General features: G+C 59.0%; 24 protein-coding genes and 1 tRNA gene. 19 read left to right on the top strand and 6 right to left on the bottom strand.

Annotated features, from left to right (window positions below; genetic code table 11):
- Positions 1-238: 238 nt before the first annotated feature.
- From J4E63_RS16625 to J4E63_RS16635, 3 genes are all read left to right on the top strand, one after another.
- Entirely contained in the window at positions 239-1,444 is a 1,206-nt protein-coding gene (locus tag J4E63_RS16625; RefSeq protein ID WP_060741268.1) for an acetyl-CoA C-acetyltransferase, read from the top strand.
- Positions 1,445-1,468: 24 nt separating this feature from the next.
- A complete protein-coding gene (locus J4E63_RS16630) occupies positions 1,469-3,613 on the top strand; it encodes a 3-hydroxyacyl-CoA dehydrogenase NAD-binding domain-containing protein (protein WP_207282691.1) in 2,145 nt (714 codons plus the stop codon).
- A gap of 89 nt (positions 3,614-3,702) precedes the next feature.
- Entirely contained in the window at positions 3,703-4,437 is a 735-nt protein-coding gene (locus J4E63_RS16635; RefSeq protein ID WP_207282692.1) for an amidotransferase, read from the top strand.
- A gap of 195 nt (positions 4,438-4,632) precedes the next feature.
- Here J4E63_RS16635 and J4E63_RS16640 read toward each other — a convergent pair whose 3' ends face one another.
- From J4E63_RS16640 to J4E63_RS16650, 3 genes are all read right to left on the bottom strand, one after another.
- A complete protein-coding gene (locus J4E63_RS16640) occupies positions 4,633-5,604 on the bottom strand; it encodes a magnesium and cobalt transport protein CorA (RefSeq protein WP_092204682.1) in 972 nt (323 codons plus the stop codon).
- 134 nt (positions 5,605-5,738) lie between these two features.
- Complete coding sequence (locus tag J4E63_RS16645; RefSeq protein ID WP_207282693.1) at positions 5,739-6,461, bottom strand: 1-acylglycerol-3-phosphate O-acyltransferase; 723 nt, start codon at positions 6,459-6,461, stop codon at positions 5,739-5,741.
- A gap of 273 nt (positions 6,462-6,734) precedes the next feature.
- The gene (locus tag J4E63_RS16650) at positions 6,735-7,424 is read right to left on the bottom strand and encodes a crotonase/enoyl-CoA hydratase family protein (protein ID WP_060741273.1); all 690 of its coding nucleotides are present in this window, start codon (positions 7,422-7,424) and stop codon (positions 6,735-6,737) included.
- Positions 7,425-7,732: 308 nt separating this feature from the next.
- Here J4E63_RS16650 and J4E63_RS16655 point away from each other — a divergent pair.
- From J4E63_RS16655 to J4E63_RS16670, 4 genes are all read left to right on the top strand, one after another.
- Positions 7,733-7,822, top strand: a tRNA-Ser gene (locus J4E63_RS16655).
- Positions 7,823-7,941: 119 nt separating this feature from the next.
- A complete protein-coding gene (locus J4E63_RS16660; RefSeq protein ID WP_259333911.1) occupies positions 7,942-8,175 on the top strand; it encodes a hypothetical protein in 234 nt (77 codons plus the stop codon).
- Positions 8,176-8,432: 257 nt separating this feature from the next.
- Positions 8,433-8,915, top strand: coding sequence for a nuclear transport factor 2 family protein (locus tag J4E63_RS16665; RefSeq protein WP_060741312.1), 483 nt, complete (start codon positions 8,433-8,435; stop codon positions 8,913-8,915).
- A gap of 141 nt (positions 8,916-9,056) precedes the next feature.
- Positions 9,057-9,284, top strand: coding sequence for a hypothetical protein (locus J4E63_RS16670; RefSeq protein ID WP_060741313.1), 228 nt, complete (start codon positions 9,057-9,059; stop codon positions 9,282-9,284).
- 21 nt (positions 9,285-9,305) lie between these two features.
- Here the strand turns inward: J4E63_RS16670 and J4E63_RS16675 are convergent, their stop codons facing one another.
- Positions 9,306-10,238, bottom strand: coding sequence for an AraC family transcriptional regulator (locus J4E63_RS16675; RefSeq protein ID WP_060741314.1), 933 nt, complete (start codon positions 10,236-10,238; stop codon positions 9,306-9,308).
- A gap of 563 nt (positions 10,239-10,801) precedes the next feature.
- On the opposite strand from J4E63_RS16675, the gene J4E63_RS16680 reads away from it, so the two are divergent.
- From J4E63_RS16680 to J4E63_RS16715, 8 genes are all read left to right on the top strand, one after another.
- On the top strand, positions 10,802-12,133 hold the full coding sequence (locus J4E63_RS16680) for an MFS transporter (RefSeq protein ID WP_207282694.1): 1,332 nt from the start codon (positions 10,802-10,804) through the stop codon (positions 12,131-12,133).
- Between the two features lie 102 nt (positions 12,134-12,235).
- On the top strand, positions 12,236-12,934 hold the full coding sequence (locus tag J4E63_RS16685; protein WP_207282695.1) for a fumarylacetoacetate hydrolase family protein: 699 nt from the start codon (positions 12,236-12,238) through the stop codon (positions 12,932-12,934).
- 21 nt (positions 12,935-12,955) lie between these two features.
- The gene (locus tag J4E63_RS16690; protein WP_103310963.1) at positions 12,956-13,714 is read left to right on the top strand and encodes an SDR family oxidoreductase; all 759 of its coding nucleotides are present in this window, start codon (positions 12,956-12,958) and stop codon (positions 13,712-13,714) included.
- 95 nt (positions 13,715-13,809) lie between these two features.
- The gene (locus J4E63_RS16695) at positions 13,810-14,766 is read left to right on the top strand and encodes a 2-hydroxyacid dehydrogenase (protein WP_207282696.1); all 957 of its coding nucleotides are present in this window, start codon (positions 13,810-13,812) and stop codon (positions 14,764-14,766) included.
- A gap of 261 nt (positions 14,767-15,027) precedes the next feature.
- The gene (locus tag J4E63_RS16700) at positions 15,028-15,360 is read left to right on the top strand and encodes a type II toxin-antitoxin system HigB family toxin (RefSeq protein WP_207282697.1); all 333 of its coding nucleotides are present in this window, start codon (positions 15,028-15,030) and stop codon (positions 15,358-15,360) included.
- Positions 15,357-15,995 carry a type II toxin-antitoxin system HigA family antitoxin gene (locus tag J4E63_RS16705; protein ID WP_207282698.1) on the top strand — a complete coding sequence of 213 codons (639 nt, stop codon included), beginning with the start codon at positions 15,357-15,359 and terminating at the stop codon, positions 15,993-15,995. The genes J4E63_RS16700 and J4E63_RS16705 overlap by 4 nt, the downstream gene beginning before the upstream one ends.
- 69 nt (positions 15,996-16,064) lie before the next feature.
- A complete protein-coding gene (locus J4E63_RS16710) occupies positions 16,065-16,835 on the top strand; it encodes a class I SAM-dependent methyltransferase (RefSeq protein WP_207282699.1) in 771 nt (256 codons plus the stop codon).
- A 39-nt stretch (positions 16,836-16,874) separates the two neighbouring features.
- The gene (locus J4E63_RS16715) at positions 16,875-17,438 is read left to right on the top strand and encodes a GNAT family N-acetyltransferase (protein ID WP_207282700.1); all 564 of its coding nucleotides are present in this window, start codon (positions 16,875-16,877) and stop codon (positions 17,436-17,438) included.
- Between the two features lie 3 nt (positions 17,439-17,441).
- On the opposite strand, the gene J4E63_RS16720 is transcribed toward J4E63_RS16715, so the two are convergent.
- Positions 17,442-18,497 carry a S1C family serine protease gene (locus tag J4E63_RS16720; protein WP_207282701.1) on the bottom strand — a complete coding sequence of 352 codons (1,056 nt, stop codon included), beginning with the start codon at positions 18,495-18,497 and terminating at the stop codon, positions 17,442-17,444.
- A gap of 269 nt (positions 18,498-18,766) precedes the next feature.
- On the opposite strand from J4E63_RS16720, the gene J4E63_RS16725 reads away from it, so the two are divergent.
- Positions 18,767-19,927 carry a PDZ domain-containing protein gene (locus J4E63_RS16725; protein WP_060741324.1) on the top strand — a complete coding sequence of 387 codons (1,161 nt, stop codon included), beginning with the start codon at positions 18,767-18,769 and terminating at the stop codon, positions 19,925-19,927.
- Positions 19,928-20,008: 81 nt separating this feature from the next.
- Here the strand turns inward: J4E63_RS16725 and J4E63_RS16730 are convergent, their stop codons facing one another.
- Positions 20,009-20,350 (bottom strand): DUF2834 domain-containing protein, encoded by a 342-nt coding sequence (locus tag J4E63_RS16730; protein WP_207282702.1) that lies wholly within the window; start codon positions 20,348-20,350, stop codon positions 20,009-20,011.
- A 117-nt stretch (positions 20,351-20,467) separates the two neighbouring features.
- Between J4E63_RS16730 and J4E63_RS16735 the strand changes: the two genes are divergently transcribed.
- From J4E63_RS16735 to dapF, 3 genes are read left to right on the top strand one after another with little or no spacing between them, the layout of a single operon-like run.
- Complete coding sequence (locus J4E63_RS16735; RefSeq protein WP_259333912.1) at positions 20,468-21,280, top strand: helix-turn-helix domain-containing protein; 813 nt, start codon at positions 20,468-20,470, stop codon at positions 21,278-21,280.
- A gap of 14 nt (positions 21,281-21,294) precedes the next feature.
- Positions 21,295-21,660 (top strand): VOC family protein, encoded by a 366-nt coding sequence (locus tag J4E63_RS16740; RefSeq protein WP_060741326.1) that lies wholly within the window; start codon positions 21,295-21,297, stop codon positions 21,658-21,660.
- Positions 21,651-22,454, top strand: coding sequence for a diaminopimelate epimerase (gene dapF / locus J4E63_RS16745; protein WP_207282703.1), 804 nt, complete (start codon positions 21,651-21,653; stop codon positions 22,452-22,454). Before J4E63_RS16740 ends, dapF begins: the two co-directional genes overlap by 10 nt.
- Positions 22,455-22,491: the final 37 nt, after the last annotated feature.

Consider the following 22,491-nt stretch of genomic DNA (forward strand, 5'->3'; position numbering starts at 1 on the left):
TAGATCCAATTCGTATCAACTGGGTACTTATCGCTATTAAAACAGCATGAGGCCTATTGCCACCTTCCTGCCGGCCCTTTTGCTAGACAGCTTGCCCTCCTGAATCGGTTAACCCGATAGCTCGCTACCGTTCGTCTGAGCGTGGCCGTCAACGCCATTGAGCGCTGTGGTCATTGAATCCGGCGCCGCTGGGCTTATGGTTGGAGGCGTCGCATTACCCCGTGGTTTCGAGGATGTCATGACCCAAGCTTTGATTTTCGACGCATTACGCACGCCTCGTGGCAAGGGCAAGGCTGATGGCGCCCTGCACAGCGTCAAGCCGGTGAACCTGATGGGGGGCCTGCTCAGTGCCTTGCGCCAGCGCATGGATTTGGACACCAGCCAGGTCGACGACATCGTGCTCGGTTGCGTGACGCCCGTGGGCGAGCAGGGTGCCGATATCGCCAAGACTGCTGCGTTGGTGGCCAATTGGGATGTCAGCGTGGCGGGGGTGCAACTCAATCGTTTTTGCGCCTCGGGCCTGGAAGCGGTGAACCTGGCGGCGATGAAGGTGCGTTCCGGGTTCGAAGACCTGGTGGTGGCCGGCGGCGTCGAATCCATGTCCCGGGTGCCCATGGGCAGCGATGGCGGTGCATGGGCGCTGGACCCGCAATCCAACCTGCAGGGCCACTTCATTCCCCAGGGCATCGGCGCCGACCTGATTGCCACCCTGGAAGGCTTCAGCCGCGAGGACGTCGACCGCTACGCACTGCACTCCCAGCAAAAAGCGGCACGCGCCCGGGCCGACGGTTCGTTCGATAAATCCCTGGTCGCCGTGCGGGACCAGAATGGCATCGTGTTGCTGGACCACGACGAATTCATCCGCGCCGACTCCACGCTCGAAGGCCTGGGCAAGCTCAAGCCGAGTTTCGAAGCCATGGGCCAGATGGGCTTCGACGGCACGGCGCTGCGGGTCTACAGCCATGTCGAACGCATCCATCATGTGCACACGCCGGGCAACAGTTCCGGCATCGTCGACGGCGCGGCGCTGATGTTGATCGGTTCCGAAGCCAAGGGACGCGCCATGGGCCTGCAACCCCGGGCCCGGATCGTCGCCACGGCCGTCACCAGTACCGACCCGACCATCATGCTCACCGGCCCGGCGCCGGCCACCCGCAAGGCCCTGGCCAAGGCCGGGCTGCGGGTGGAGGACATCGACCTGTTCGAAGTCAACGAAGCCTTCGCCTCGGTGGTGCTCAAGTTCATCCGGGACATGGCCATCGACCCCGCCAAGGTCAACGTCAACGGTGGTTCCATCGCCCTGGGGCATCCCTTGGGGGCCACCGGCTGCGCAATCCTTGGCACGTTGCTCGACGAGTTGGAGGCGCGTCGCCTGCGCTATGGCCTGGCGACCCTCTGTGTCGGCGGCGGCATGGGCATTGCCACCGTCATCGAACGCCTCTGAGCCCGACTTCAAGGAACATTTTTCATGACCGCTGCCATCCGTTACGAAACCGGCCAGGACCGGATCGTCGTCCTGACCCTGGACATGCCGGGCCAGAGCGCCAACACCATGAATGCGCGCTACCGCGAGGCCATGGCCGCTTGCGTCACCCGTTTGAAGGCTGAAAAGGACGCGATTGCCGGTGTGATCATCACCTCGGCCAAGCAGACGTTCTTCGCCGGTGGTGATCTCAATGAACTGGTCAAGGTCGGCAAGCCCGAGGCCAAGGCGTTCTACGACATGGTCCTGCAGCTTAAAGCGCAACTGCGAGCCTTGGAGACCCTGGGCAAGCCCGTGGTGGCGGCCATCAATGGCGCGGCCCTCGGCGGTGGTTGGGAGATCTGCCTGGCTTGTCATCATCGCGTGGCGCTGGAGCAGCCATCGGTGCAGCTCGGCTTGCCGGAGGTCACTCTCGGGCTGCTGCCGGGGGGCGGCGGGGTGGTGCGGATGGTGCGCCTGCTCGGTTTGGAAAAGGCCCTGCCGTATCTGCTCGAAGGTAAGAAGGTCAGTGCACAGCAAGCGCTGCAGGCCGGGTTGATCGATGAGCTGGCCAAGGATCGTGAGGAACTGCTGGCCAAGTCCCGGGCCTGGATTCTGGCCAACCCCAGCGTCGTGCAACCCTGGGATGCAAAGGGCTATCGGCTCCCGGGCGGCACGCCGTCCGACCCGAAAGTCGGGCAAATGCTGGCGATCGCTCCCTCGATCCTGCGCAACAAGACCCAGGGCTGCCTGCCGGCACCGGAGAAAATCCTCTGCGCGGCGGTGGAGGGTGCCCAGGTGGATTTCGACACCGCGCACCTGATCGAAACCCGCTACTTCACCGAACTGACCACCGGCCAAGTGGCGAAGAACCTGATCGGCACCCTCTGGTTCCAACTCAACGAGATCAAGGCCGGTGGCTCTCGCCCACAAGGTGTGGCGCCTTATCTGACGAAAAAAGTCGGCGTGCTCGGTGCGGGCATGATGGGGGCGGGAATCGCCTATGTCAGCGCCGTGGCCGGCATTGCCGTGGTCCTCAAAGACGTCGACCTGACGGCAGCCGAGAAGGGCAAGGCCTGCTCGGCGGCGTTGCTGGATAAAAAGGTCGCCCGCGGCCAGCTCACGGCCGAGCAGCGCGAAGCCACGCTGGCGCGGATTCAAGCCACCGACAGCGATGCTGACCTGGCCGGTTGCGACCTGATCATCGAAGCGGTGTTTGAAGATCGCGCCCTGAAAGCCAGCGTGTCGGCTGCGGCCCAGGCGGTGGCGGGCGACGACGCGGTGATCGCTTCCAACACCTCGACCTTGCCCATCACTGGCCTGGCCATGGCCGTGCCGGACCCGACAAAGTTCATCGGCCTGCACTTCTTCAGCCCGGTGGAAAAAATGCCGCTGGTGGAGATCATCAAGGGCGCACGCACCAGTGACGCGACTTTGGCTCGGGGTTTCGATTTTGTCCTGCAGATCAACAAGACCCCGATTGTGGTCAACGACAGTCGCGGTTTCTTCACGTCGCGGGTGTTCGGCACCTTTACCAATGAGGGCATCGCCATGCTCGGCGAGGGCGTGAGTGCGTCAATGATCGAGACCGAAGCGCGCAAGGCCGGGATGCCGGTCGGGCCTCTGGCGATCTCTGACGAAGTTTCCCTCAGCCTGATGAGCCATATCCGCGCGCAAACCGCCAAGGACCTGCACGCAGAAGGGAAAACGCCGATTGAGCACCCGGCATTCGCCGTGATTGACTTGCTGCTCAACGAATACAAGCGGCCGGGCAAGGCTGCCGGCGCCGGTTTTTATGAATACCCGGCCAACGGGCAGAAGTACCTGTGGCCGCAGCTGAAGAGCCGCTTCGAGCAAGCCGATGGGCAGATTTCGCCCCAGGATATCCGTGATCGCCTGCTGTTCATCCAGGCCTTGGAGACTGTGCGTTGCGTGGAGGAGGGGGTGTTGACTTCGACAGCCGACGCCAACATCGGCTCGATCTTTGGCATTGGTTTCGCGGCCTGGACCGGCGGTGCGTTGCAGTTCATCAACCAGTATGGCCTGCAGGACTTTGTCGGTCGCGCCCAGTATCTGGCCGAGCAATATGGTGAGCGTTTCTCACCGCCGGCCTTGTTGCTGGAGAAAGCCGCCCGGCACGAACTGTTCTGACAGACCGGGGAAGGGGCTTGCCTTGGAACCGTGTTTCAGGGCAGGCTCTGGGGTGTGCAATATTCCCATCATCGTGTCAGGTATTTTTTATGTCACTACGCATCTGCATTCTGGAAACCGATATCCTGCGTCCGGAACTGGTCGACCAATATCAGGGTTACGGGCAGATGTTCCAGCGCCTGTTTTCACAGCAGCCCATCGCGGCCGAATTTATCGTGTACAACGTGATGGAGGGGCATTACCCCAGCGATGACGAGGTGTTCGACGCTTATCTGGTGACTGGCAGCAAGGCTGACTCCTTCGGCACCGACCCTTGGATTCAAACCCTCAAGACCTACCTGCTGGAGCGCTACCAGCGGGGCGATAAATTGCTCGGTGTGTGCTTTGGCCATCAGCTGTTGGCGTTGTTGCTGGGCGGCAAGACCGAACGCGCCACTCAAGGCTGGGGCGTCGGCACCCATCGCTACAAACTTGCCGCCAAGGCGCCGTGGATGAGCCCGGTGATGGAAGAGCTGACCTTGCTGATCAGCCACCAGGACCAGGTCACCCAACTGCCCGAAAGCGCGACCGTCATCGCTTCCAGCGATTTCTGTCCGTTCGCCGCCTATCACATCAACGACCAGGTACTGTGCTTCCAGGGCCACCCGGAGTTCATCCACGATTATTCCCGGGCCTTGCTGGAGATTCGTCAGCAACACCTCGGCGAGCAGATCTACAGCCAGGGCGTGGCGAGCCTGGCCCACGAGCATCATGGCACCACGGTGGCGGAGTGGATGATGCGTTTCGTCGCACACAAGCCGCAGGCCGAAACCACCCAAGGCTAAAGATCACCACCCTCTAATGTGGGAGCGAGCTTGCTCGCGATAGCGGTGGAACAGTTGGCATTGATGTCGGATGTGCCGCTGTCATCGCGAGCAAGCTCGCTCCCACAGGGGATTGGGTAGGCCCCAATCCGAAACAGCTGTGGGATCGAGCTTGCTCACGATGAATGCCACCAAACACCCTCGAAAAACGCTTGCCTACAACCACCCCGATCGCTTGAAGCTCCACCACAACGAGGAGCATCCCACCGCAATAACCCCCAGCACCGCGAAATACCCATACTGCCAACTCAACTCCGGCATGTCCTGGAAGTTCATCCCATAGATCCCGGCCACGGCCGTGGGAAACGCCAGGATCGCCGCCCACGCCGCGAACTTGCGCTGCACCACGCTCTGGCGCGACGCCTCAAGCAGCACGCCGACTTCGATGGTCTGGCTGGCGATGTCGGCCAGGGTCGCCAGGTCTTCCATTTGCCGCGTGACATGGATCTGCACATCGCGGAAATAGGGGCTCATGTTCTTATCGATGAAGGGGAAGTCGAGTCGCTGCAACTCTTCGCTGATCTCCACCATCGGTGCCGCGTAGCGACGCAGGCGCAACACGTCGCGGCGCAAGCTGTGCAGGTTCTGGATATCCCGCTCGTTCAGGGAACTGCACATGACGTTGCGTTCCAGCTCATCGATTTCGGCGTGAATGGCTTCCCCCATCGGCTGATAGTTTTCAATCACGAAATCAAGGATGGCGTAGAGGACGAAATCTTCCCCATGTTTCAGCAAAAGCGGACGTGCCTCACAACGTTGTCGGACGTGGGCGTAGGAGGCTGAATGACCGTTGCGAGCGGTGATGATGTAGCCCTTGCCGGCAAAGATATGGGTTTCGATGAACTGCAGCTTGCCGTCCTTGCGTATCGGCGAATACGTGACGATAAACAGCGCATCGCCAAAGGTCTCCAACTTGGGCCGGCTGTGTTTCTCCATGGCATCTTCGATGGCCAATTCGTGCAGGTTGAATTGACGTTGCAGATTGGTCAGCTCCAAGGCACTGGGCTCTTCGAGACCGATCCATACAAAATGACCAGGTTTGGCAGCCCAGGCACTGCCTTCGTCGAGGGTGATATTGGTGACTTTCTTACCGGCGCTGTAGACCGCAGCAGCAACGACTCTACCCATAATGGTGGTTCACTTCTTATTGGAAAATGGCAGTGGCAGGCAACGCTCAGCTTAGCGCGCCCTGTAGCTTGAGAGTCAGCAAAATCTGCGGAGTTCGGTGGTAAAAGAAAACCCGCCGAGGGGCGGGTTTTCCATTACGCGGCTTGTAACTGCCGGTCCATTGTCGCAATGCATTCACGCATTTGTTCACGGCATTGGGCGATGAGCCGGGGCATGTCATCCATGCTCAATCCGGCCGTAGGAATCGCCGGCAACGAGCGTATGAGGATGTCACCACTGCGCCAGCGATTGAGGCGCATGTGCTTGATGTAGCTGCTGACGCACACCGGAATAATCGGGACTCCGGCGGCGATTGCCATCTGGAATGCGCCTTTCTTGAAAGGCAGCAGATCCTCGCCCAGATTGCGCGTGCCTTCCGGAAAAACCCAGATCGAGGTGTCCTCGTGCTGCAACGTATGGGTGGTAGTCAGCATTGACCGTCGTGCCTTGATCGCGTTGCCACGGTCGATCAACACATTGCCCGCCAGCCAGAACAACTGCCCGAACAGCGGCACCCATTTCAGGCTCTTCTTGCCGATGCACACGGTGCGACGCGGCACTACGTTGCCGAACATGAACAAGTCATAGTTGGACTGATGGTTGGCGATGATGACGCAGCCGTTGGGCTTATCCACTAGCGTGTCGACCTGCGTCCGGACCCGCAGGCGCAAGATGCACATGGCCGGCAAAGCGTACAGCCTTGCGCATAAACGGCTGTTGTCCGGATTGAACGGTCTGCACAGGCCCAGAATCACCCCGAGCACACCCGCCAGGACAAAGTGCAGGCCCATCAACAACATACGCAATACAAACAGCATCTACAGGCCCCATCGGGACAAAAGGTGGCGCAGTGTACGGATGTGCACTGTTTTCGGCAATTGCCCCTATAGAGGTAGGAAATGGACGATGTTTAAGCGCATGTTTCCACATGGCGTGACGGAAGCGGCCTAGAGCGGTTGCGGACTTTTAAACGACGCGCGTAGGAAAAAACCCTGCTCTAGGGGAGGGGGACATCTGTGGCGAGGGAGCTTGCTCCCGCTGGGCCCGTAGGAGCTGTGCTGCCTCGCTCCGCTGCACAGCTCCTACAAGCGTCAGCCCATATGCTCCTGATCCAGCAAAATCGCCGTGTCCAGCGTCTCCAGCAGGGCCTTGCGAACTTTCAGCTTGGTGTTCTTGTGGGCGGACATGTTGATTTTCTTCAACTGACGCGCTGCTTCCAGAGCCGCACCTTGCAGTTCCTCGGCCGACACCACCTTGTCGAGGAAACCCGCATCCACAGCGCTCTGGGGATTGAACATCTCGGCATTGATCACCGAACGGTGAAACGCCGACTTGCGCAGGCGATCACGAGCCAGCTCGATACCGGCGTGGTGCATGGTCATGCCGATCTGTACTTCGTTCAGGCCAATGCTGAACGGCCCTTCCACACCAATGCGGTAATCCGCCGAGAGCAGCAGGAACGCACCCTTGGCCACCGCATGCCCCGGGCAAGCGACAACGACAGGGAAGGGGTGTGACAACAGGCGACGGGCCAGCGTCGAGCCGGCCGTAACCAGGCTTACCGCTTCCTTGGGACCGGCGGTCATCACCTTCAGATCGTAGCCACCCGACAGAATCCCCGGCTGCCCGGTAATGATCACCACCGCCCGATCCGCCGTCGCCTGGTCCAGCGCAGCGTTGAACGCGGCAATCACGTCCGGCGAGATGGCATTGACCTTGCCGTTGTTCAAGGTCAGGGTCGCGATACCGTCTTCGAGATGGTAGGCAATCAAGTCGCTCATGACGCTATTCCTTGTAAGAGAAGTGTCGCAGACGTTACCCACCGCCGCAGGCCAGGTAAAGCACCGTGACTGACTCACCGGTCAGCCCCAAGCCCCGTAAACAGCCTGGCCCGCCCATCCCGCCAAGCCTTCATCTATAGAGCGTTGCCTATACCGCCCCGAAGATTGGCCGGTTTGCCCTGCCCAGACGCGTTTGAAATGCCCAGCCAAGCTTAACCGCATGAAAATTCTGAAAAAAACCTTTGCCATCGGAAAAGCTTTCGACTACATTAGCGCGCCTCGACAGACTGAACAGTTTGCCGAGATACGGTGAAGTGTCCGAGTGGCTTAAGGAGCACGCCTGGAAAGTGTGTATACAGGAAACTGTATCGAGAGTTCGAATCTCTCCTTCACCGCCAAATTCGATACACACAAAGCCCCTGGTTTTCCAAGAAAACCAGGGGCTTTGTGGTTTCTGCTGTCTGAAAAATGACGATAGGGGCAATGGCACCCAGGTGATACGCCGTCAGCGCTAAAGGTGCGAATTTCCAGTCTGAGTTTTGGACTGACCGCACAAGCACTGCTGCTTTTCAGCCTGTCCTACTTCATTGGTGTTTTCGGGTTTCCCTTTATCACCGGAAAGCTCATCAGCAGCACGGGCGTGAAGGGGATGCTGCTTAGTGTCGGATTGATCGCTCTGTTTACCTGGGCCTTGAGTGTCAGTCGCTGGCTGGCCGGGCGATTCTGGAAATCAGCCTCTCTTTCGGAATGAAAAAATCTCCCCTGGTGTGCGATAGCTTCCCGGTGTGGGGAGTTTGAGCACAGGTTCAAGAAGGTCGCTAAGACTGAAGGTAGAAAGGCACGGCAAATTGCTTGATGAGCGGCTGCTTGTGCAGCCTCGCCACTGAATAGCATCAGGCAACTTCACAGCAGTATCAGGCAAAGGTTTCTGGGCACATGCCGTTAAGGTTCTCCTGGAAGAGCGTCTTATCAACTGCATTGCTGTGAGAGAACATCATGACCAGATGGATGAATTTCGCTTGGCGCGTCCAGGCTCTTGCACTGTCTTTAATATTTTTTACGAACAACGTCTGGGCTTCGGAAAACACCCAACACGCGAATGCGACTCTGGTCCGCCAGGCGTTCACTAACTGGCAGCAGGGCAAAGGCACGGTGTTCGATCTGCTGGCGCCCAATGCGAAATGGACCGTGGCCGGGACGAGTCCTGTTTCAGGTGTCTATAACAGCAAGGCTGAGCTGGCCCAAGTCGTGCGGCCGATTACCGCGCGACTGGCAACACCGATCGTCCCCTCGGTGCAGAGCATCGTTGCTCAGAATGATGTCGTGGTTGTTCTGTGGGAAGGGACAGCGACGGCGCTTGATCACAAACCCTACAACAACACCTACCTGTGGCACATGACCCTCAAGAATGGTCAGATCATTGAAGTCACAGCCTTTCTGGACACCTACGTGCTGAACGATCTTATCCGGCGCGTAAAACCCCCGCAGTAGTGGCTGGGCTATCTTGTTGGCTGTGAAGCCGTTCGCTTTTCCATAGCGTGCTCTCCAAAAGGTTTACTCGATTCAGAACAAAAACCGGAAATGCGTGGTCTTTGTCAGTACCCCAAGTTCGTCTCTCCCTGAGGTCGCACAATGAGTCTGATCGATTGCCCTGAATGCGCTTCCCGAGTCTCCGACAAGGCCTACGCCTGCCCACATTGCGGCAATCCTTTCCGGGAGCCGAGTTTCCGTCTGACCGAGAAGAACGTGGGGCAGATTGCCGGGGTGACCGGCGTCTGGCTCACCGCGCCGTGGATCGCGCGAATGGTCTTTGGCGTGGTGGCGGTGATTGCGGTGGCGGCGGTGTTGATCCTGCGGTGAGCCGTATTCGCGATTGTCGGCTTATGTATTCAACGGCAACTGCGGACTGTCCGGATTCAACTGCTGGCGCCTGAACTGCCCTGGCGGCTGTCCATGTATCTGGCGAAAACGCCTGGAAAAATAAGCCTCGTCGGCAAACCCGCACAACCTCGCCACTTCGCCCACAGGCCGTGTGCCATTGAGCAAGTAATTGCGCGCCGCATGCATTCGACGTTCGAGCACCAGTTCGGTAAAGGTCTTGCCGATTTCCTTGCGCAGCCAGTGGGTCAGGTAGGTCGGCGACAGGTAGGTCGCCGCCGCCACTTTGATCAGGTTGAGGTCCGGGTCGGCGATGTTCTTGCGCAGGTATTCGGACATTCGGCCCAGCGCATCGCGTCGGCTGACTTCGGCGGCGTTTTCTTCGGCCAAGCGCTTGAGCGGCTCGGCGTACAAGGCGCAGACGCTGCCAATCAGTTGCAGCAACAAACCCTTGAGCATCTCGCGGGTACCGAATTGTCGATGCTCGTCCAGTGCGCGCATTTGCGTGATCAACGCGCATACCTTGGCGAAATCGTCGTCGCCGAGAATGAAGTCCAGGTGCTCCTGGAAACGAAACGGCGAGAGTTCCGGCGCCAGCAGAATCGAGACTTCTTCCAGGTCCATCGGGTCGCACTGCAAATGTGGCAACAGGAACGTCTGGGAAAAATTGATCACCATGAAGTTGCTGTCCGCCGGATGTGGAATCACATGCACGCGGTGGGGCAGGATGAAGGCCAGGGTGTTGCGTGGAAACGGACGCTCGACGTTGCCAATGTGTTGCACGGTGTCGCCACCGAGGTTGATCTGGATCTGGAAGTACTCATGGCGATGCGGGCTGGTTTCGGCGCGTCGGCCCTTTTTGTCGCGGATGTAGAAGTCCGTCAATTCGCTGCGTTGCTGCATGACATAGGTGGGGACTCGGCTCGGTGATGACATCTCCTGGGAATCCTTTGCGGGGCATGGCGGTGACGACGATTGTGACGGTGCATCTGGCCGATTTTCAAGGCGTTATACGATGACGGGGTGCCGAGACTGAATTTTCTGGAGCCCGAGGATGGCGGTTGGTTGTCCAAAACGACAAATTCGTATTTATAGTATTTATCTTTTAAAAAACAGTTAGTTATGTTGTTTGTAAAAACGGTTTTAAAAAACTCAGCGATCTTGTTTTTTTGGACAGGTTTCTTGGGCACGGTTTCAACCGGGAAAAATGATCTAACACCTCAGTTGATTTTGAATGGTTGTACGACCACTGTTGGGCCACGCAACCCGACCCTCCATCCAAAAACAATCAAAAGGTGCGCACATCATGAGCCTGTTCCTGTTCCACGCTGACCCTCCCGACTGCTCCTGCGACAGATCCTGTTGCAAGGCCTCTTTGAACACCTGACACCGGCTGTTCGCCTCTCATTCCTGTAGCGATTGTTCTGCCCCGGCATCGAGGGCATTGATTTCGGCTGCTCGTAAACATTTCGACGCTTCTAACAATAATGAGGTCCACCATGTCGAATTCCCACACCTCCCAAATTGCCAGCGCCCGGGACGCCGTGGTGCCTGAGCGCCTGCCGTCGCGGCGGCGTTGGTTCATGCTGTCGTTGCTGCTGATCGCGACGATCATCAACTACATCGATCGAGTGAATATTTCGATTGCCGCACCCTTCCTCGCCAAGGACCTGGGCCTGGACAAGATCGAAATGGGCCTGATTTTTTCCGCGTTTGCCTGGACCTACGCCATTGCACTGGTACCCGCCGGGTTCATCGCCGATCGCTTCGGTTCCCGGTTCACCTACGGGGTGTCGCTGATCAGTTGGTCGACCGTCACGGTGTGCCAGGGCTTTGCCACGGGCTTCGCTTCGTTGTTCGGTCTGCGCCTGGCCGTCGGTGCGATGGAAGCGCCGGCGTTTCCGGCCAACAGCCGGGCGGTCACGGTGTGGTTCCCGGCGCGCGAGCGGGGTCTCGCCAGCAGTATTTACGTCTGCGGCCAGTACCTGGGCACGGCGCTGTTTACCGGTGCGCTGCTGTGGCTGGCGACTACCTACGACTGGCGCCATGTGTTCTACAGCACCGGTGCGCTCGGCATTGTTTTCGGTGTGGCTTGGCTGTTCCTGTATCGCGACCCGATGAACTGCAAGAAAGTCAGCAAGGAAGAACTCAAGTACATCGAAGCCGGGGGCGGGCTGGTCAAGAGCAGCCAAGAGCGCACCCGGTTCAATTGGCGGCAGATCGCCGAGCTGTTCAGCTATCGGCAGGTCTGGGCGATTTGCATCGGTAAGTTCGCCAGCACCTCGGCGCTGTACTTCTTTCTCACCTGGTTCCCCATGTACCTGATCGAAGAGCGTCAACTGACCATGATCAAGGCCGGGATCTTCGCCGTGCTGCCGTTCGTGGGTGCGACAGTGGGAATCCTGCTCGCCGGGATCGTCTCCGATCTGCTGATACGCCGCGGTTATTCGCTGTCCTTTGCCCGCAAGTTGCCGCTGGTGGTCGGGTCGATGCTGGGCATGTCCATCGTGCTGGTGAATTTCACCGATTCGAACGTGATCTGCATCGCCGTGCTGACGATTGCCTTCTTTGCCCAGGGCATCGCTTCGTCCTCGTGGGCGGCGGTGTCGGAAGTGGCGCCCAAGGAGCTGATCGGGCTGACCGGCGGGATCACCAGCCTGGCGGCCAACATCGGCGGGATTGTCACCCCCATCGTGATTGGCGCGATTGTCCACAAGACCGGCTCATTTGCCTTGGCCTTCTGGTTCATCGGCGGTGTGGCGCTGATTGGCACCTTGTCCTATTCGTTGCTGCTTGGCCGTTTGTATCGCATTGAACTCAAGGCGCGCTGAGCCCGGAAAAAAGCTGTTTTTCTCCAACACGAGGCGGCATTCCTCCAACTTAGCCGGGGATTGCCGCCGTACGCTGACGCTTCTATCAGGACTTTTACCAGGATGAACATGCCCGAGTATGTCTTTACCCCGGACTTGCCAGTGACCCTGCCGGTTGTTGGCACCCCACAGCGTTTTCCCGTCGGCCGGGTCTTTTGCGTCGGTCGCAACTACCCTTGGCCCGATACCCAGGGTGAATCCCGAGTCCCACCCGTGTTTTTCATGAAACCTGCCAGTTGCGTGGTGGAAGCGGTCGGTGACGTGACGTTTCCATCGGTGACTGAGGAGTTCGCTCACGAAATCGAATTGGTCGTGGCCATCGGGGAGGGCGGCGCCAACATCCCTGAGAGCCAGGCGCTGGCCTATGTGTGGGGCTACGCGGCGGGTTTGGATCTGACCCGGCGTGATGTCCAGCGCCTGGCCAAGGGCAACGGTTTGCCGTGGGAGGGCGCCAAGGTGTTTGACGGCGCCGCGCCGATGACGGCCATCGTGCCGGTGTCGCGGGCGGGGCACCCCGAAGGCGAGTTGTGGCTGAACGTGAACGGTCAAGAGCGCCAGCGCGACAGCCTCGACAGCCAGATCTGGTCGGTCAGTGAAGTGATCGCCCGCATTTCCCAATCGGTGGCGCTGCGGGCCGGCGACCTGATCATGACCGGCAGCCCGGCAGGCGTCGATGTGCTGCAGCCGGGGGATGTCATCACGGCCGGCATCGATGGCATCGGCGAACTGGAAATGCGCGTCGGTCCGCGTTCATCTGACTGAATTCGAGAAGGGAGAATCCACATGTCCAACACATTGAAAGTGGCTCTGGTGACTGGCGCCGGCAGCGGGATTGGCCGCGCGGTGGCCCTGGGCCTGATGGCAGACGGCTACACGCTGGTGCTGGCCGGGCGCCGCCCCGAGCCCTTGCAGACATTGGTCGAGTTGGCGGCCTGCGAGGGGCGCGAAGCCCTGGCGGTACCCACCGATGTGCGCGATCCGGCCAGTGTCGATGCACTGTTTGCCGCCATCGCCGAGGCCTACGGACGCCTGGACGTCGTGTTCAACAACGCCGGCGTCAATGCGCCTGCCGTGCCGCTGGATGAGCTCACGTTCGAGCAGTGGCGAAACGTGATCGACACCAACCTCAACGGCGTTTTCCTGTGCGCCCGTGGTGCCTTCGGCCTGATGCGCCGGCAACAGCCCCAGGGTGGGCGGATCATCAACAACGGTTCGATTTCGGCCCACACCCCGCGGCCATTCAGCAGTGCCTACACCGCCAGTAAACACGCGGTGCTGGGGCTGACCAAATCCCTGGCCCTGGACGGACGCGAATACAACATCGCCTGCAGCCAGATCGACATCGGCAACGCCCTCACCGAAATGTCCGTGCGCATGACCAAGGGCGTGCGTCAGGCCAACGGCAGCATCGCGGTGGAGCCGATGGTGGACGTCAAGCATGTGGCGGACGCGGTGCGCTACATCGCCGGTCTGCCGTTGTCGGCCAACGTCTTGAACATGACCGTCATGGCCACGGCCATGCCGTTTGCCGGTCGCGGTTGAGCCTGGGCGCTGTTCATTTTTGAGGGTGTGCATGCGTGGCGAGCACACCTGATTACGCTTGAATCAGTTTTTTCCTATTCCGTTACGAGGTCTACATGAAGCCAGAAGTCTTGCAGCTCAGCCCGATCCTGATCCCTGAAATCAATACCCGGCTCAACGAGCTGTTCACGGTACGGCGCTATTTCGAACAGGCTGACAAACAAGCCTATCTACAAGAACACGGCGCCAACATTCGCGGTGTGATCACTGGTGGGCATACGGGCATCAGCCAGGCGCTCATGGCGCAACTGCCCCAACTGGAAGTGGTGGCGGTCAACGGCGTGGGCACCGATGCGGTGGACCTGGCCTACGCCAGGGATCGTGGAATCCGCGTGACCGCCACCATCGGCGCGCTGACCGAAGATGTCGCCGACCTGGCGATCGGCCTATTGATTGCCGTGTGCCGAGGGTTGTGCACCAGTGACCGCTACGTGCGTTCCGGCCAATGGCCCCAGAGCCCGACGCCACTGGCTCCGTTGCCATTGGCCCGGCAGGTGTCCGGCATGCGCATCGGTATCGTCGGCATGGGCCGGGTCGGTCGCGCCGTGGCAACCCGCGCCGCGGCGTTCGGTTGTCCGATCAGCTATACCGATCTGCAACCGATGAGCGACGTGAACCACACCTTCGTCGCCGACCTCAAGCAACTGGCTCGCGACAGCGACGCCTTGATCCTCGCGGCGGCCGCCGACAAGGCTGAAGCCATCATCGATGCCGAGGTGCTGCGCGCCTTGGGCCAGGGCGGTTACCTGATCAACGTGGCCCGCGGCAAACTGGTCAACGAGCCCGACCTGGTGGCGGCGCTGACCGCCGGGGAAATCGCCGGTGCGGCGCTGGATGTGTTTGTCGATGAGCCGCACGTGCCCGAGGCGTTGTTTGGCAATGAACAGGTGGTGCTGCAACCGCACCGGGCGAGTGCGACGTTGCAGACCCGCACGCGGATGGGGGAGATGGTGGTGGCGAGTCTGGTGGACAGTTTTGCCGGGAAGGTGCCGCGGGGGTGTGTGACGGGGTGAGGTGTGGAGCTTCAAGGCGGTTGCGAGATGGTCAAGTTGAGTGAACTTGCTGTGTTGAGGCGCAAGCGGAGCTAAGGTCCCGGGTGGTGTGATGGTCTGGGTTCATGATTTTGTCTCCGGATGTGTGGGTGATAACCCATTTGGCCCAATGCTGCCGGCCAAATCGCCTACTTGCCACAGTATGAGTCCAACTGCCGCCAACACATCGATGTTGTGAAAAAACACAACCAGAGTACCATTGGCTCAAAGACAAGGAAGCCTATGGATATACTCACGCCATCACGTTTTGACGACGCTGCAATTTTGTACCCGAACGACAAGGCTGGACTTGATCGTTGCCTGCGCATTTTGAAGATGGCTCGCCCCAAGGCGTTCGCGGACCTGCAAAAGCTTTTCGGTACGCACGGTGTTGATTTGTTCAAGCCCAGAGCCGCAATGAATTGGGTTGTGATCGACGTAGGCGGAAATAATCTCAGGGTGATAGGGGGTGTCAACTACACCCGGCAGAAGTTCTACGTCAAACACATCTACACGCATGCTGATTACGACGTGGCCAACGCCTGGTATGCAAGAAACAAAGGGGTAAAACGATGAGCGCAGACCGGAACGATTTCCAGACCGTGATCGCAACGCTTGGTGAGTTGCATGCGGTGCTAGAGCGCTTGCGCGGCGAGTTTGTGCATGGCATCGAGACCCCCGCCGACTATGAGCGTGCGACCGACTTGCTCGATGAACTCACCGATGGGCGTGAACTGAGCAAGACCGAGGAGAAAATTCTCGTTGAACTCGAGGATGAAATCCTGGCCTACCAGCGCGACTCCGACCAGTTTCGCCAATCGAATGCCGCTTTTGAGGCGACCTGCACCCCTGTGCAACTGATCAGGGATTTGATGGAAACGCTCGGACTCACCGGTTCAGAGCTCCCTGAAATAGGTGATAAAACAGCGGTGTCCAAGGTGCTCAGTGGGGATCGGCCCATCAGTCACAAGATGGCGTACGCACTGGCAGAGCGCTTTGCGATGGAGCCGAGTGCTTTCTTGCCGCCAGCCTCGGCAAAGGCGACGCCTATCCAAACCGTTCGCCCTCCCGCCAAGAAAACCTCAGCTCATTACCGCTTTCGTAGCGACCCTTTGACCGCACATTCGGTTAAAGAGGCTCGTACCGGTACATACAAAGTGGTGGTTTCGAAAGGCCGCAGAAAGACAGTTGAAGATCCTGAAAACGGCTAGGCAATAATTCTTCCCTTCCATCCAGGGGCAGCCCAGCTAATGCAACATTCACAATGAGGATCGTGGCTCATGGCAAACATTCAAAAGGCCGCCCAGATTGGATTCTCATCGCAAGCCCACACCTATGCCAAGGGGCGCCCGAACTACCCAAGTGAACTGAGTGCCTGGCTTGAAAAAGAATTGGATCTTCTTCCGGGATCGGCAGTTATCGATCTAGGGGCCGGCACAGGAAAATTCACTCGATTGTTGAAGTCCATGGCGCTCGATGTCATTGCAGTCGAACCGGTTGAGGCCATGCGTGCCGAGTTTGCCCAAAGCCTGCCGGACGTCAGGATTGTGGAGGGGACGGCAGACAGTATCCCGTTCGAATCTGGAATGGCACAAGCAGTGGTGTGTGCCCAGGCCTTCCACTGGTTTGCAAATGAAAAAGCGCTTGCCGAGATTTACCGAGTGCTCAGGGCGAATGGCCGGTTGGGCCTGATCTGGAACGTACGTGATGAGTCGGTGGACTGGGTGGCTGCTATCACTGATATCATCACTCCATACGAAGGCGATACCCCGCGTTTTCATACCGGGTCGTGGCAGTTACCCTTCACAGGAAACTACTTTTCGACTCCTGAACTGACCTGCTTTCGATATACACATTCAGGAAGCGCCAGGGAAGTCATCATGGACCGCTTCCTGTCGGTGAGTTTCATCGCCGCCTTGCCTGCCGCCGAAAAGGCCAAGGTGAGTGATCAGTTGCAGCATCTTATCGACACGCATCCCTCCTTGAGGGGGCGTGAAACTATTGATTTCCCTTATCAAACCCAAGCCTATCTGTGTCGCCGTCTGGATTGAGGACAGCGCTGGAGTGGGTTGTTTTTCAAGGACCCCATGATGTTTGAAAAGGACTTTCATGATGCAACCATCCCCACATTCCAAACCCGCCGTCTGATCCTCACCCCCCTTGAACTGACGGACGCACCGGCGATTCAACGGTTATTCCCACACTGGGAAGTGGTCCGTTACCTGGACAGTCGCGTGCCCTGGCCTTACCCGGATGACGGCGCGCTGACATACGTACGCGACCACGCGCTCCCCGCTGTCGCCGCCGGATGCGAGTGGCACTGGATGATCCGGATTGCCGACGATCCGCCACAGAGCATCGGCAGCATCAGCCTCTACGACCAGCCTGGCAACCACCGAGGTTTCTGGCTGGCGCCGCAATGGCAGGGAAAGGGCTACATGCGCGAAGCATGCGAGGTGATCAACGCCTATTGGTTTGAAACCCTGGGACGCCCCGTCATGCAAGTGCCCAAGGCGGTGGGCAACCTGGCTTCACGTAAAGTTTCGGAACATGAAGGCATGCGCATGATTGCGACGCAGCAGGGGGACTTCGTTTGTGGGACGTTGCCTAAGGAAATCTGGGAAATGACGCGGGAAGATTGGCTCGAGAGATAGCCATTATTGATCCGCCAAAGGACGCCACGCGGTGGTCTGCAGATAAGGCCACTGTTTGAGCAGTAGACCACGCGTTGTTTCTACGCCCTGCAAGGTTTCAGTGCAATTGACCATCGCGGTAAAGCTGCGAGTGGTCAGCATGAAGCTCTCCGACCCTAGCGCCTGGCACTGCTCGCTGGCGCCGATGGGTTGGCAGAACATCGGTTGCATTTTCACGTCGTAGCCTTGGGCCCGAGTGAATGCCTGGAACTCCGGCATGGCAAGACGAGCCGGTGTGCCGCTCAGTGCCGGGCCTTGCCAGACGGGAGTGATAAGGCCCCTTGAGGGATAGTCGCTCAGCCCCTGGACTTGCCTGGCCTCGAACAGGGCAAAACAGAACGAAGTATTTGTCGCGCTATTGCTCGCTGGCGATGTCACGGGGGCGGCCAGGGGGAGGCTCGGCGTCGGTGCGACGACTGCCGCAGGCGCAGGTGCTACCGAGGGCGCCATGCCCGATGAGTCGCCTACTTCCACCAGCACATCGATGGGAGCCCGATAACGCCACACCTTCAGCGGCGCCGCGAAACCAGGTCGAATACGGCTGGCGACAGCGGTCAGCTCGGCCGGGCTATTGACCGAAGTCCCGGCAATTTGCAAAACGATATCGCCGGCCAACATGCCTGCCTTTTCAGCGCCACTTCCGGGTACGGGTCCCAAGACCAAGACGCCACTGACAGCGGCTAAGCCGAATTGCCGAGCCACCGTCGGTGTAACAGGCGTGATGTGCAGGCCCAAGGACCCCGACTGATTGGACACGGGAACGGGCATTGCCGCCGGCGTCACGGATGTCGGGGCCACCGTAGCCGCGCTGGGCACAGGAGCGCTGCCGGCTGAACAGTCGCGTTGTGTGGCGACCTGTTGGATCACGAGGTTAACGGGGTCGGCGGCCATGTTGGGGTATTGTTCCCAACCCCGTTTGGTTGCCAGGAACGTTTCACAATCCATGGCGTAGTAGGTCGCCGGGTCTCTGACCTTGCGCAGGTATTCCGCTGTTTCGGCTCGCTCGGCGGCGCTGTACATGGGGTTGACGCAAGACGCCAGGAGCGGGGAGAGCACCAGTATTGCGGTAAGGCATTTTGTCGACATGGGCTTCTCTGGGGTCGTGGCGTTCAGGCGGGTCCAGGCAAGGTACTATTTGGCCATCATCCTGTCCAACCTCAAACCAAGCACTTCGTTGCCGTGGTGATTGAGACGGGCGGCATCCGGGCGAACGTGCATTCGATATACAACTTAAAGGCACTTTGCCATGATGCGCCACGATCCATTCGAATCCATCACCGAGAAGCGAAATGTCTGCTCCTGCCTTCAAATCAAGCACCAGGCTCGCCGTTGTACTTTCGCTCACTGCCTTGGCTGGCTGTGCCTCTGATGGCGGTCTCGGTGAGGCGGCGGTAGTCGGTGCGATGCTGCTTCCCATGGGGGGAGTAGACACCAGCGTAATGACCAGTGCCGTAGGCCTGGCGGCCGGCGCCTATGTGGTCTCCTCGGTCGCGACAGCGGACTCTGCCAGCGTCTCTCCCGCGACCTCCACCATTGCCGCGCCCCAAGGCCTGCCGCCCATTGACCTGCAAAAACTGGTGACCCGGGAAACGCCTGACCGCTATCGCTCCAAGTCCTGTGAGTACATCGAAATGTCCCTCAGCGAAGTGCCGATGTACCAGGCGAGCGCCGAGCCGATCATGAAGCAGGTCGCCACGGCTCGAAAAGAAGCGGCCAGCCAGGTATGGCTGGAAAAAGCTTGCCAGCCCGCCAATTTACCTCGTGGCCGGATCGGCGCCAGCATCGACACCATCGATCCGAAGCGGGCCATGGCCCTGTCAGCTCCCCCAGCTGGGGTTGTGGTGCTGTCAACCGTTCCGGGGAGCGGTGCGCAACAGGCCGGAATCTTGCCTCAAGACGTGATCGTGGCAGTGGATAACGGGCTTATCGCCGATTCAATCGATTTCAGGGTGGCCGTTGCAAAAGCGCCAATTGGCTCGCGGGTGAACCTGAAGGTATGGCGCAACAATGCGTTCAGCATCGTGCCGGTTCTGGTCGGGCCCGGCGGAACTCAAGTATCGATGACGCCGACGGTGATGGCGAATGGCGTAGCTGCTGCGGTTCCGGCCGATGCACTGTATTGCACTGCCGTACTGTCCACCCAGCACACTTACGGCGCTAGCGTCAGCCCGGTCAAGTTGATCGCCGGAGCCGCGAGCGACATGCAGCCCTCGCTCAAAAACTACATCGCCAAGGTGAAGCAGGAACAACCTGGCGTTTGGGGGGATTTCAAACTTAACAGCGCTGTTTGTGCGCCGGGTGCGGTGATGTGCATGGCCGAGGCCAAGGGGCCGACCGGCAAGACCCAGAACGCCTTCGAGTTCTGCCACGCGACGCAAGCCAAGGCGGATGCTGAGCTGGCCCAGATGCGCCAGGGCGATCCGAAAGCAGTGATTGTTGATTGGCCTTGAGCTGCAATCGTCTTCTGCGGTTATGATCCAGCGGTTTGAAGTGCTGGCGTGCCTGGAGGCATGCGCATGATGGGGGACGCTTTAAGGAGCTGGGTAATCGGGAATACCTGTCTCCGGCGATTGGCGTCCAAATCCGTTAACGACGATGTACAACAGTGGACCGATTGATACGAAGATGGCCGTGATCAGGAGGTAAGGCAGCAGCGATGTGAACGACCTGCCTTTCGAACGTGTGTCCTTGTACATCCAGATGCACGCCATGCAAGCGAGCAGATAAAGGTCGATGACGACCTGTGCGGTGTCTGGGCGAGACATGAGCCCGATGCCGAACGCCAGGAGCGATTGCTCGGCGAGAAACAAAGTACTCGCTGTGTACACGGAAAAAAGCAGCAGCGTGACAAGTGCGATGTAAGGTTTCTTCACTTTGCCTCCTTGGACAAGTTCATTGATCAGTGGAGATAGGCTAGTGATTTGACCGTCATGGTTTCAATGACCTCAGAGGTCATCGACGCCGCTCACCCGCAATGCCAGAGTCAACGGATGACCAGTCGACCTTTTTCTCGAACGACGCCGCCAACCTCGGCCGGTGCGCAACTGCGTCACTTGCGCCAACAGGCTGGACTGAGTCAGCTGGACTGCGCACTGATCACAGGCATCTCCCAGCGTCACCTTAGTTGCATCGAGACGGGGCGCGCCAAGCCAAGCCCCGGCACTCTGCATAACTTATTGACTGCCCTGGATGTACCTTTGGAGCGATGCAATGACATCTTCCTGGCCAGTGGTTACGCCCCTCGCTACGAAACGACGCCGCTCACGTCGTCGTCAATGGAAGTGGTACGTGATGCCATTGACCATGTACTTCACGCCAATAACCCCGCTCCGGCGATTGTTCTGAATGCTCAATGGAACATCCTTGCCGCGAATGCCAGCGCGGGTGTCTTGTTCGATCTGGTTGGGCTTGCCAGGGAAGCGGCAGAGGGACTCAACCTCTTGGTGACACTGCTGCAACCCGGCGGCTTGGGCGATCGTTTGAGCAACGCCGAGGAAATAAGAGTAGTGGCCTGGCAACGGGCATCTCGGGAAGCCTTGAACAATCCCGCGTTGGCTGAGATTCTGAAGAGCCTGCCGGCCCCACGCAGCGCTGCGGCGCTGGCGAACGAACTGCCTCCGTTGTTGCTGACACGAGTCGACTCTCCCCAGGGTGAGCTGACGTTCATGTCAACGTTCACAACCTTCGGCATGCCGTTCGACATCACCATGAGTTCATTGCGTATCGAGCATCTGATTCCTGCCGACGCCAAGACCTGGGCGGTCATGACCAAGGCATATGGGCAAGCGCAACACTCACAATGATCAAGGAAGAACCCATGCAACCGTCACTCAATCGAATCATGCTGTATGTCCGGGACGTTCAAGCGACCTGCGATTTTTATGAGCGTCACTTCGGTTTTACCAGTGAAAGAAAAGTCGATGACCGCGTCACCGAATTGAGCCCTGCAAACGGTGGCGCGATCCTGATGGTTCACCCTGCGGGGAAGGCCGTTAAAACGGGGCAAGTCACCGTAAAGCTTGTCTTTGATCTCCAGGATGTAGAAGGTTTCAAGGCAAAGTGCCTGGCCCAGGGCCTGAAGTTTGGCGCGACGCACAGGGCGGACGGTTACTCTTTTGCCAACGCCAAAGACCCTGACGGTAATTCCATTTCTATCTCCAGCAGGGCGTTTGCATGCAACTGAGCTTTCACAAGATGCATGCCAATGGCGATGACTTCGTGATTGTCGATTCGCGAAATTCGGCCAGTGCGGTGACGAGTGCCATGGCCCAGCGGATGGGGGATCGGAATCGGGGCATAGGCTTCAACCAACTCGCAGTGTTGCTCGATTGCGACGATGCCGATGCGCGGGTGATGTTCTGGAACGCAGATGGTTCTGCACTGGATGTTTGCGGCAGCGCGACACGAGGTGCGGCGGACCTGCTCATGCGCGAAGCACATGTGACTTCGCTAGTACTGCGCACTAACCGTGGTTTGCTTACTTGCGAACGTACGCCAACCGGCGGCATTTCCGTCGACATGGGCGTGCCGCTTTTCGGCTGGTCGGACATTCCCTTGGCGCAAGAACTGGACACCGCTGCCTTGCCACTTGCTGATAGTCCAGCCGCCTGCAGCATGGGAAATCCCCACTGCACCTATTTTGTCGATGACCTGGCTGGCGTTGATATCGCGACGATCGGCCCGACCATCGAAACCCACGCGCTGTTCCCGCTCAAGACCAACGTTCATTTTGTCCAGATCATTGATCGTACGCATATTCGGTTGCGCATCTGGGAGCGCGGGGCGGGTATTGCGCTGGGGTCGGGGTCCTGTTCGTGCGGTGCGGTTGTCAATGGGATTCGTCGTGGTTTGTTGGACAGTACCGTCGAGGTTGAATGTGATGGCGGCAGCGTGACGGTGCAATGGGATGGCCTGGGCGCGGTCTTTCTTATCGGGCCGGTGGAGGCGAGTTTTTCGGGGACGATGAGTCAAGGTTGAGTGGATAGGATGAACTCCACAGAACCGCTACCCACCG

Origin of the sequence: Pseudomonas sp. FW300-N2F2 (assembly GCF_017351655.1) — a bacterium.
GTDB lineage: Bacteria > Pseudomonadota > Gammaproteobacteria > Pseudomonadales > Pseudomonadaceae > Aquipseudomonas > Aquipseudomonas fluorescens_AA.

Coding starts and splice junctions, on each gene's coding strand:
- J4E63_RS16685 (WP_207282695.1), top strand. CDS start 12,236: ATGAACATGCCCGAGTATGTCTTTACCCCGGACTTGCCAGTGACCCTG.
- J4E63_RS16725 (WP_060741324.1), top strand. CDS start 18,767: ATGTCTGCTCCTGCCTTCAAATCAAGCACCAGGCTCGCCGTTGTACTT.
- J4E63_RS16665 (WP_060741312.1), top strand. CDS start 8,433: ATGAATTTCGCTTGGCGCGTCCAGGCTCTTGCACTGTCTTTAATATTT.
- J4E63_RS16635 (WP_207282692.1), top strand. CDS start 3,703: ATGTCACTACGCATCTGCATTCTGGAAACCGATATCCTGCGTCCGGAA.
- J4E63_RS16675 (WP_060741314.1), bottom strand. CDS start 10,238: ATGTCATCACCGAGCCGAGTCCCCACCTATGTCATGCAGCAACGCAGC.
- J4E63_RS16715 (WP_207282700.1), top strand. CDS start 16,875: ATGTTTGAAAAGGACTTTCATGATGCAACCATCCCCACATTCCAAACC.
- J4E63_RS16680 (WP_207282694.1), top strand. CDS start 10,802: ATGTCGAATTCCCACACCTCCCAAATTGCCAGCGCCCGGGACGCCGTG.
- J4E63_RS16710 (WP_207282699.1), top strand. CDS start 16,065: ATGGCAAACATTCAAAAGGCCGCCCAGATTGGATTCTCATCGCAAGCC.
- J4E63_RS16690 (WP_103310963.1), top strand. CDS start 12,956: ATGTCCAACACATTGAAAGTGGCTCTGGTGACTGGCGCCGGCAGCGGG.
- J4E63_RS16720 (WP_207282701.1), bottom strand. CDS start 18,497: ATGTACAGCGCCGCCGAGCGAGCCGAAACAGCGGAATACCTGCGCAAG.
- J4E63_RS16670 (WP_060741313.1), top strand. CDS start 9,057: ATGAGTCTGATCGATTGCCCTGAATGCGCTTCCCGAGTCTCCGACAAG.
- J4E63_RS16650 (WP_060741273.1), bottom strand. CDS start 7,424: ATGAGCGACTTGATTGCCTACCATCTCGAAGACGGTATCGCGACCCTG.
- J4E63_RS16735 (WP_259333912.1), top strand. CDS start 20,468: ATGACCAGTCGACCTTTTTCTCGAACGACGCCGCCAACCTCGGCCGGT.
- J4E63_RS16740 (WP_060741326.1), top strand. CDS start 21,295: ATGCAACCGTCACTCAATCGAATCATGCTGTATGTCCGGGACGTTCAA.
- J4E63_RS16625 (WP_060741268.1), top strand. CDS start 239: ATGACCCAAGCTTTGATTTTCGACGCATTACGCACGCCTCGTGGCAAG.
- dapF (WP_207282703.1), top strand. CDS start 21,651: ATGCAACTGAGCTTTCACAAGATGCATGCCAATGGCGATGACTTCGTG.
- J4E63_RS16645 (WP_207282693.1), bottom strand. CDS start 6,461: ATGCTGTTTGTATTGCGTATGTTGTTGATGGGCCTGCACTTTGTCCTG.
- J4E63_RS16630 (WP_207282691.1), top strand. CDS start 1,469: ATGACCGCTGCCATCCGTTACGAAACCGGCCAGGACCGGATCGTCGTC.
- J4E63_RS16640 (WP_092204682.1), bottom strand. CDS start 5,604: ATGGGTAGAGTCGTTGCTGCTGCGGTCTACAGCGCCGGTAAGAAAGTC.
- J4E63_RS16700 (WP_207282697.1), top strand. CDS start 15,028: ATGGATATACTCACGCCATCACGTTTTGACGACGCTGCAATTTTGTAC.
- J4E63_RS16705 (WP_207282698.1), top strand. CDS start 15,357: ATGAGCGCAGACCGGAACGATTTCCAGACCGTGATCGCAACGCTTGGT.
- J4E63_RS16695 (WP_207282696.1), top strand. CDS start 13,810: ATGAAGCCAGAAGTCTTGCAGCTCAGCCCGATCCTGATCCCTGAAATC.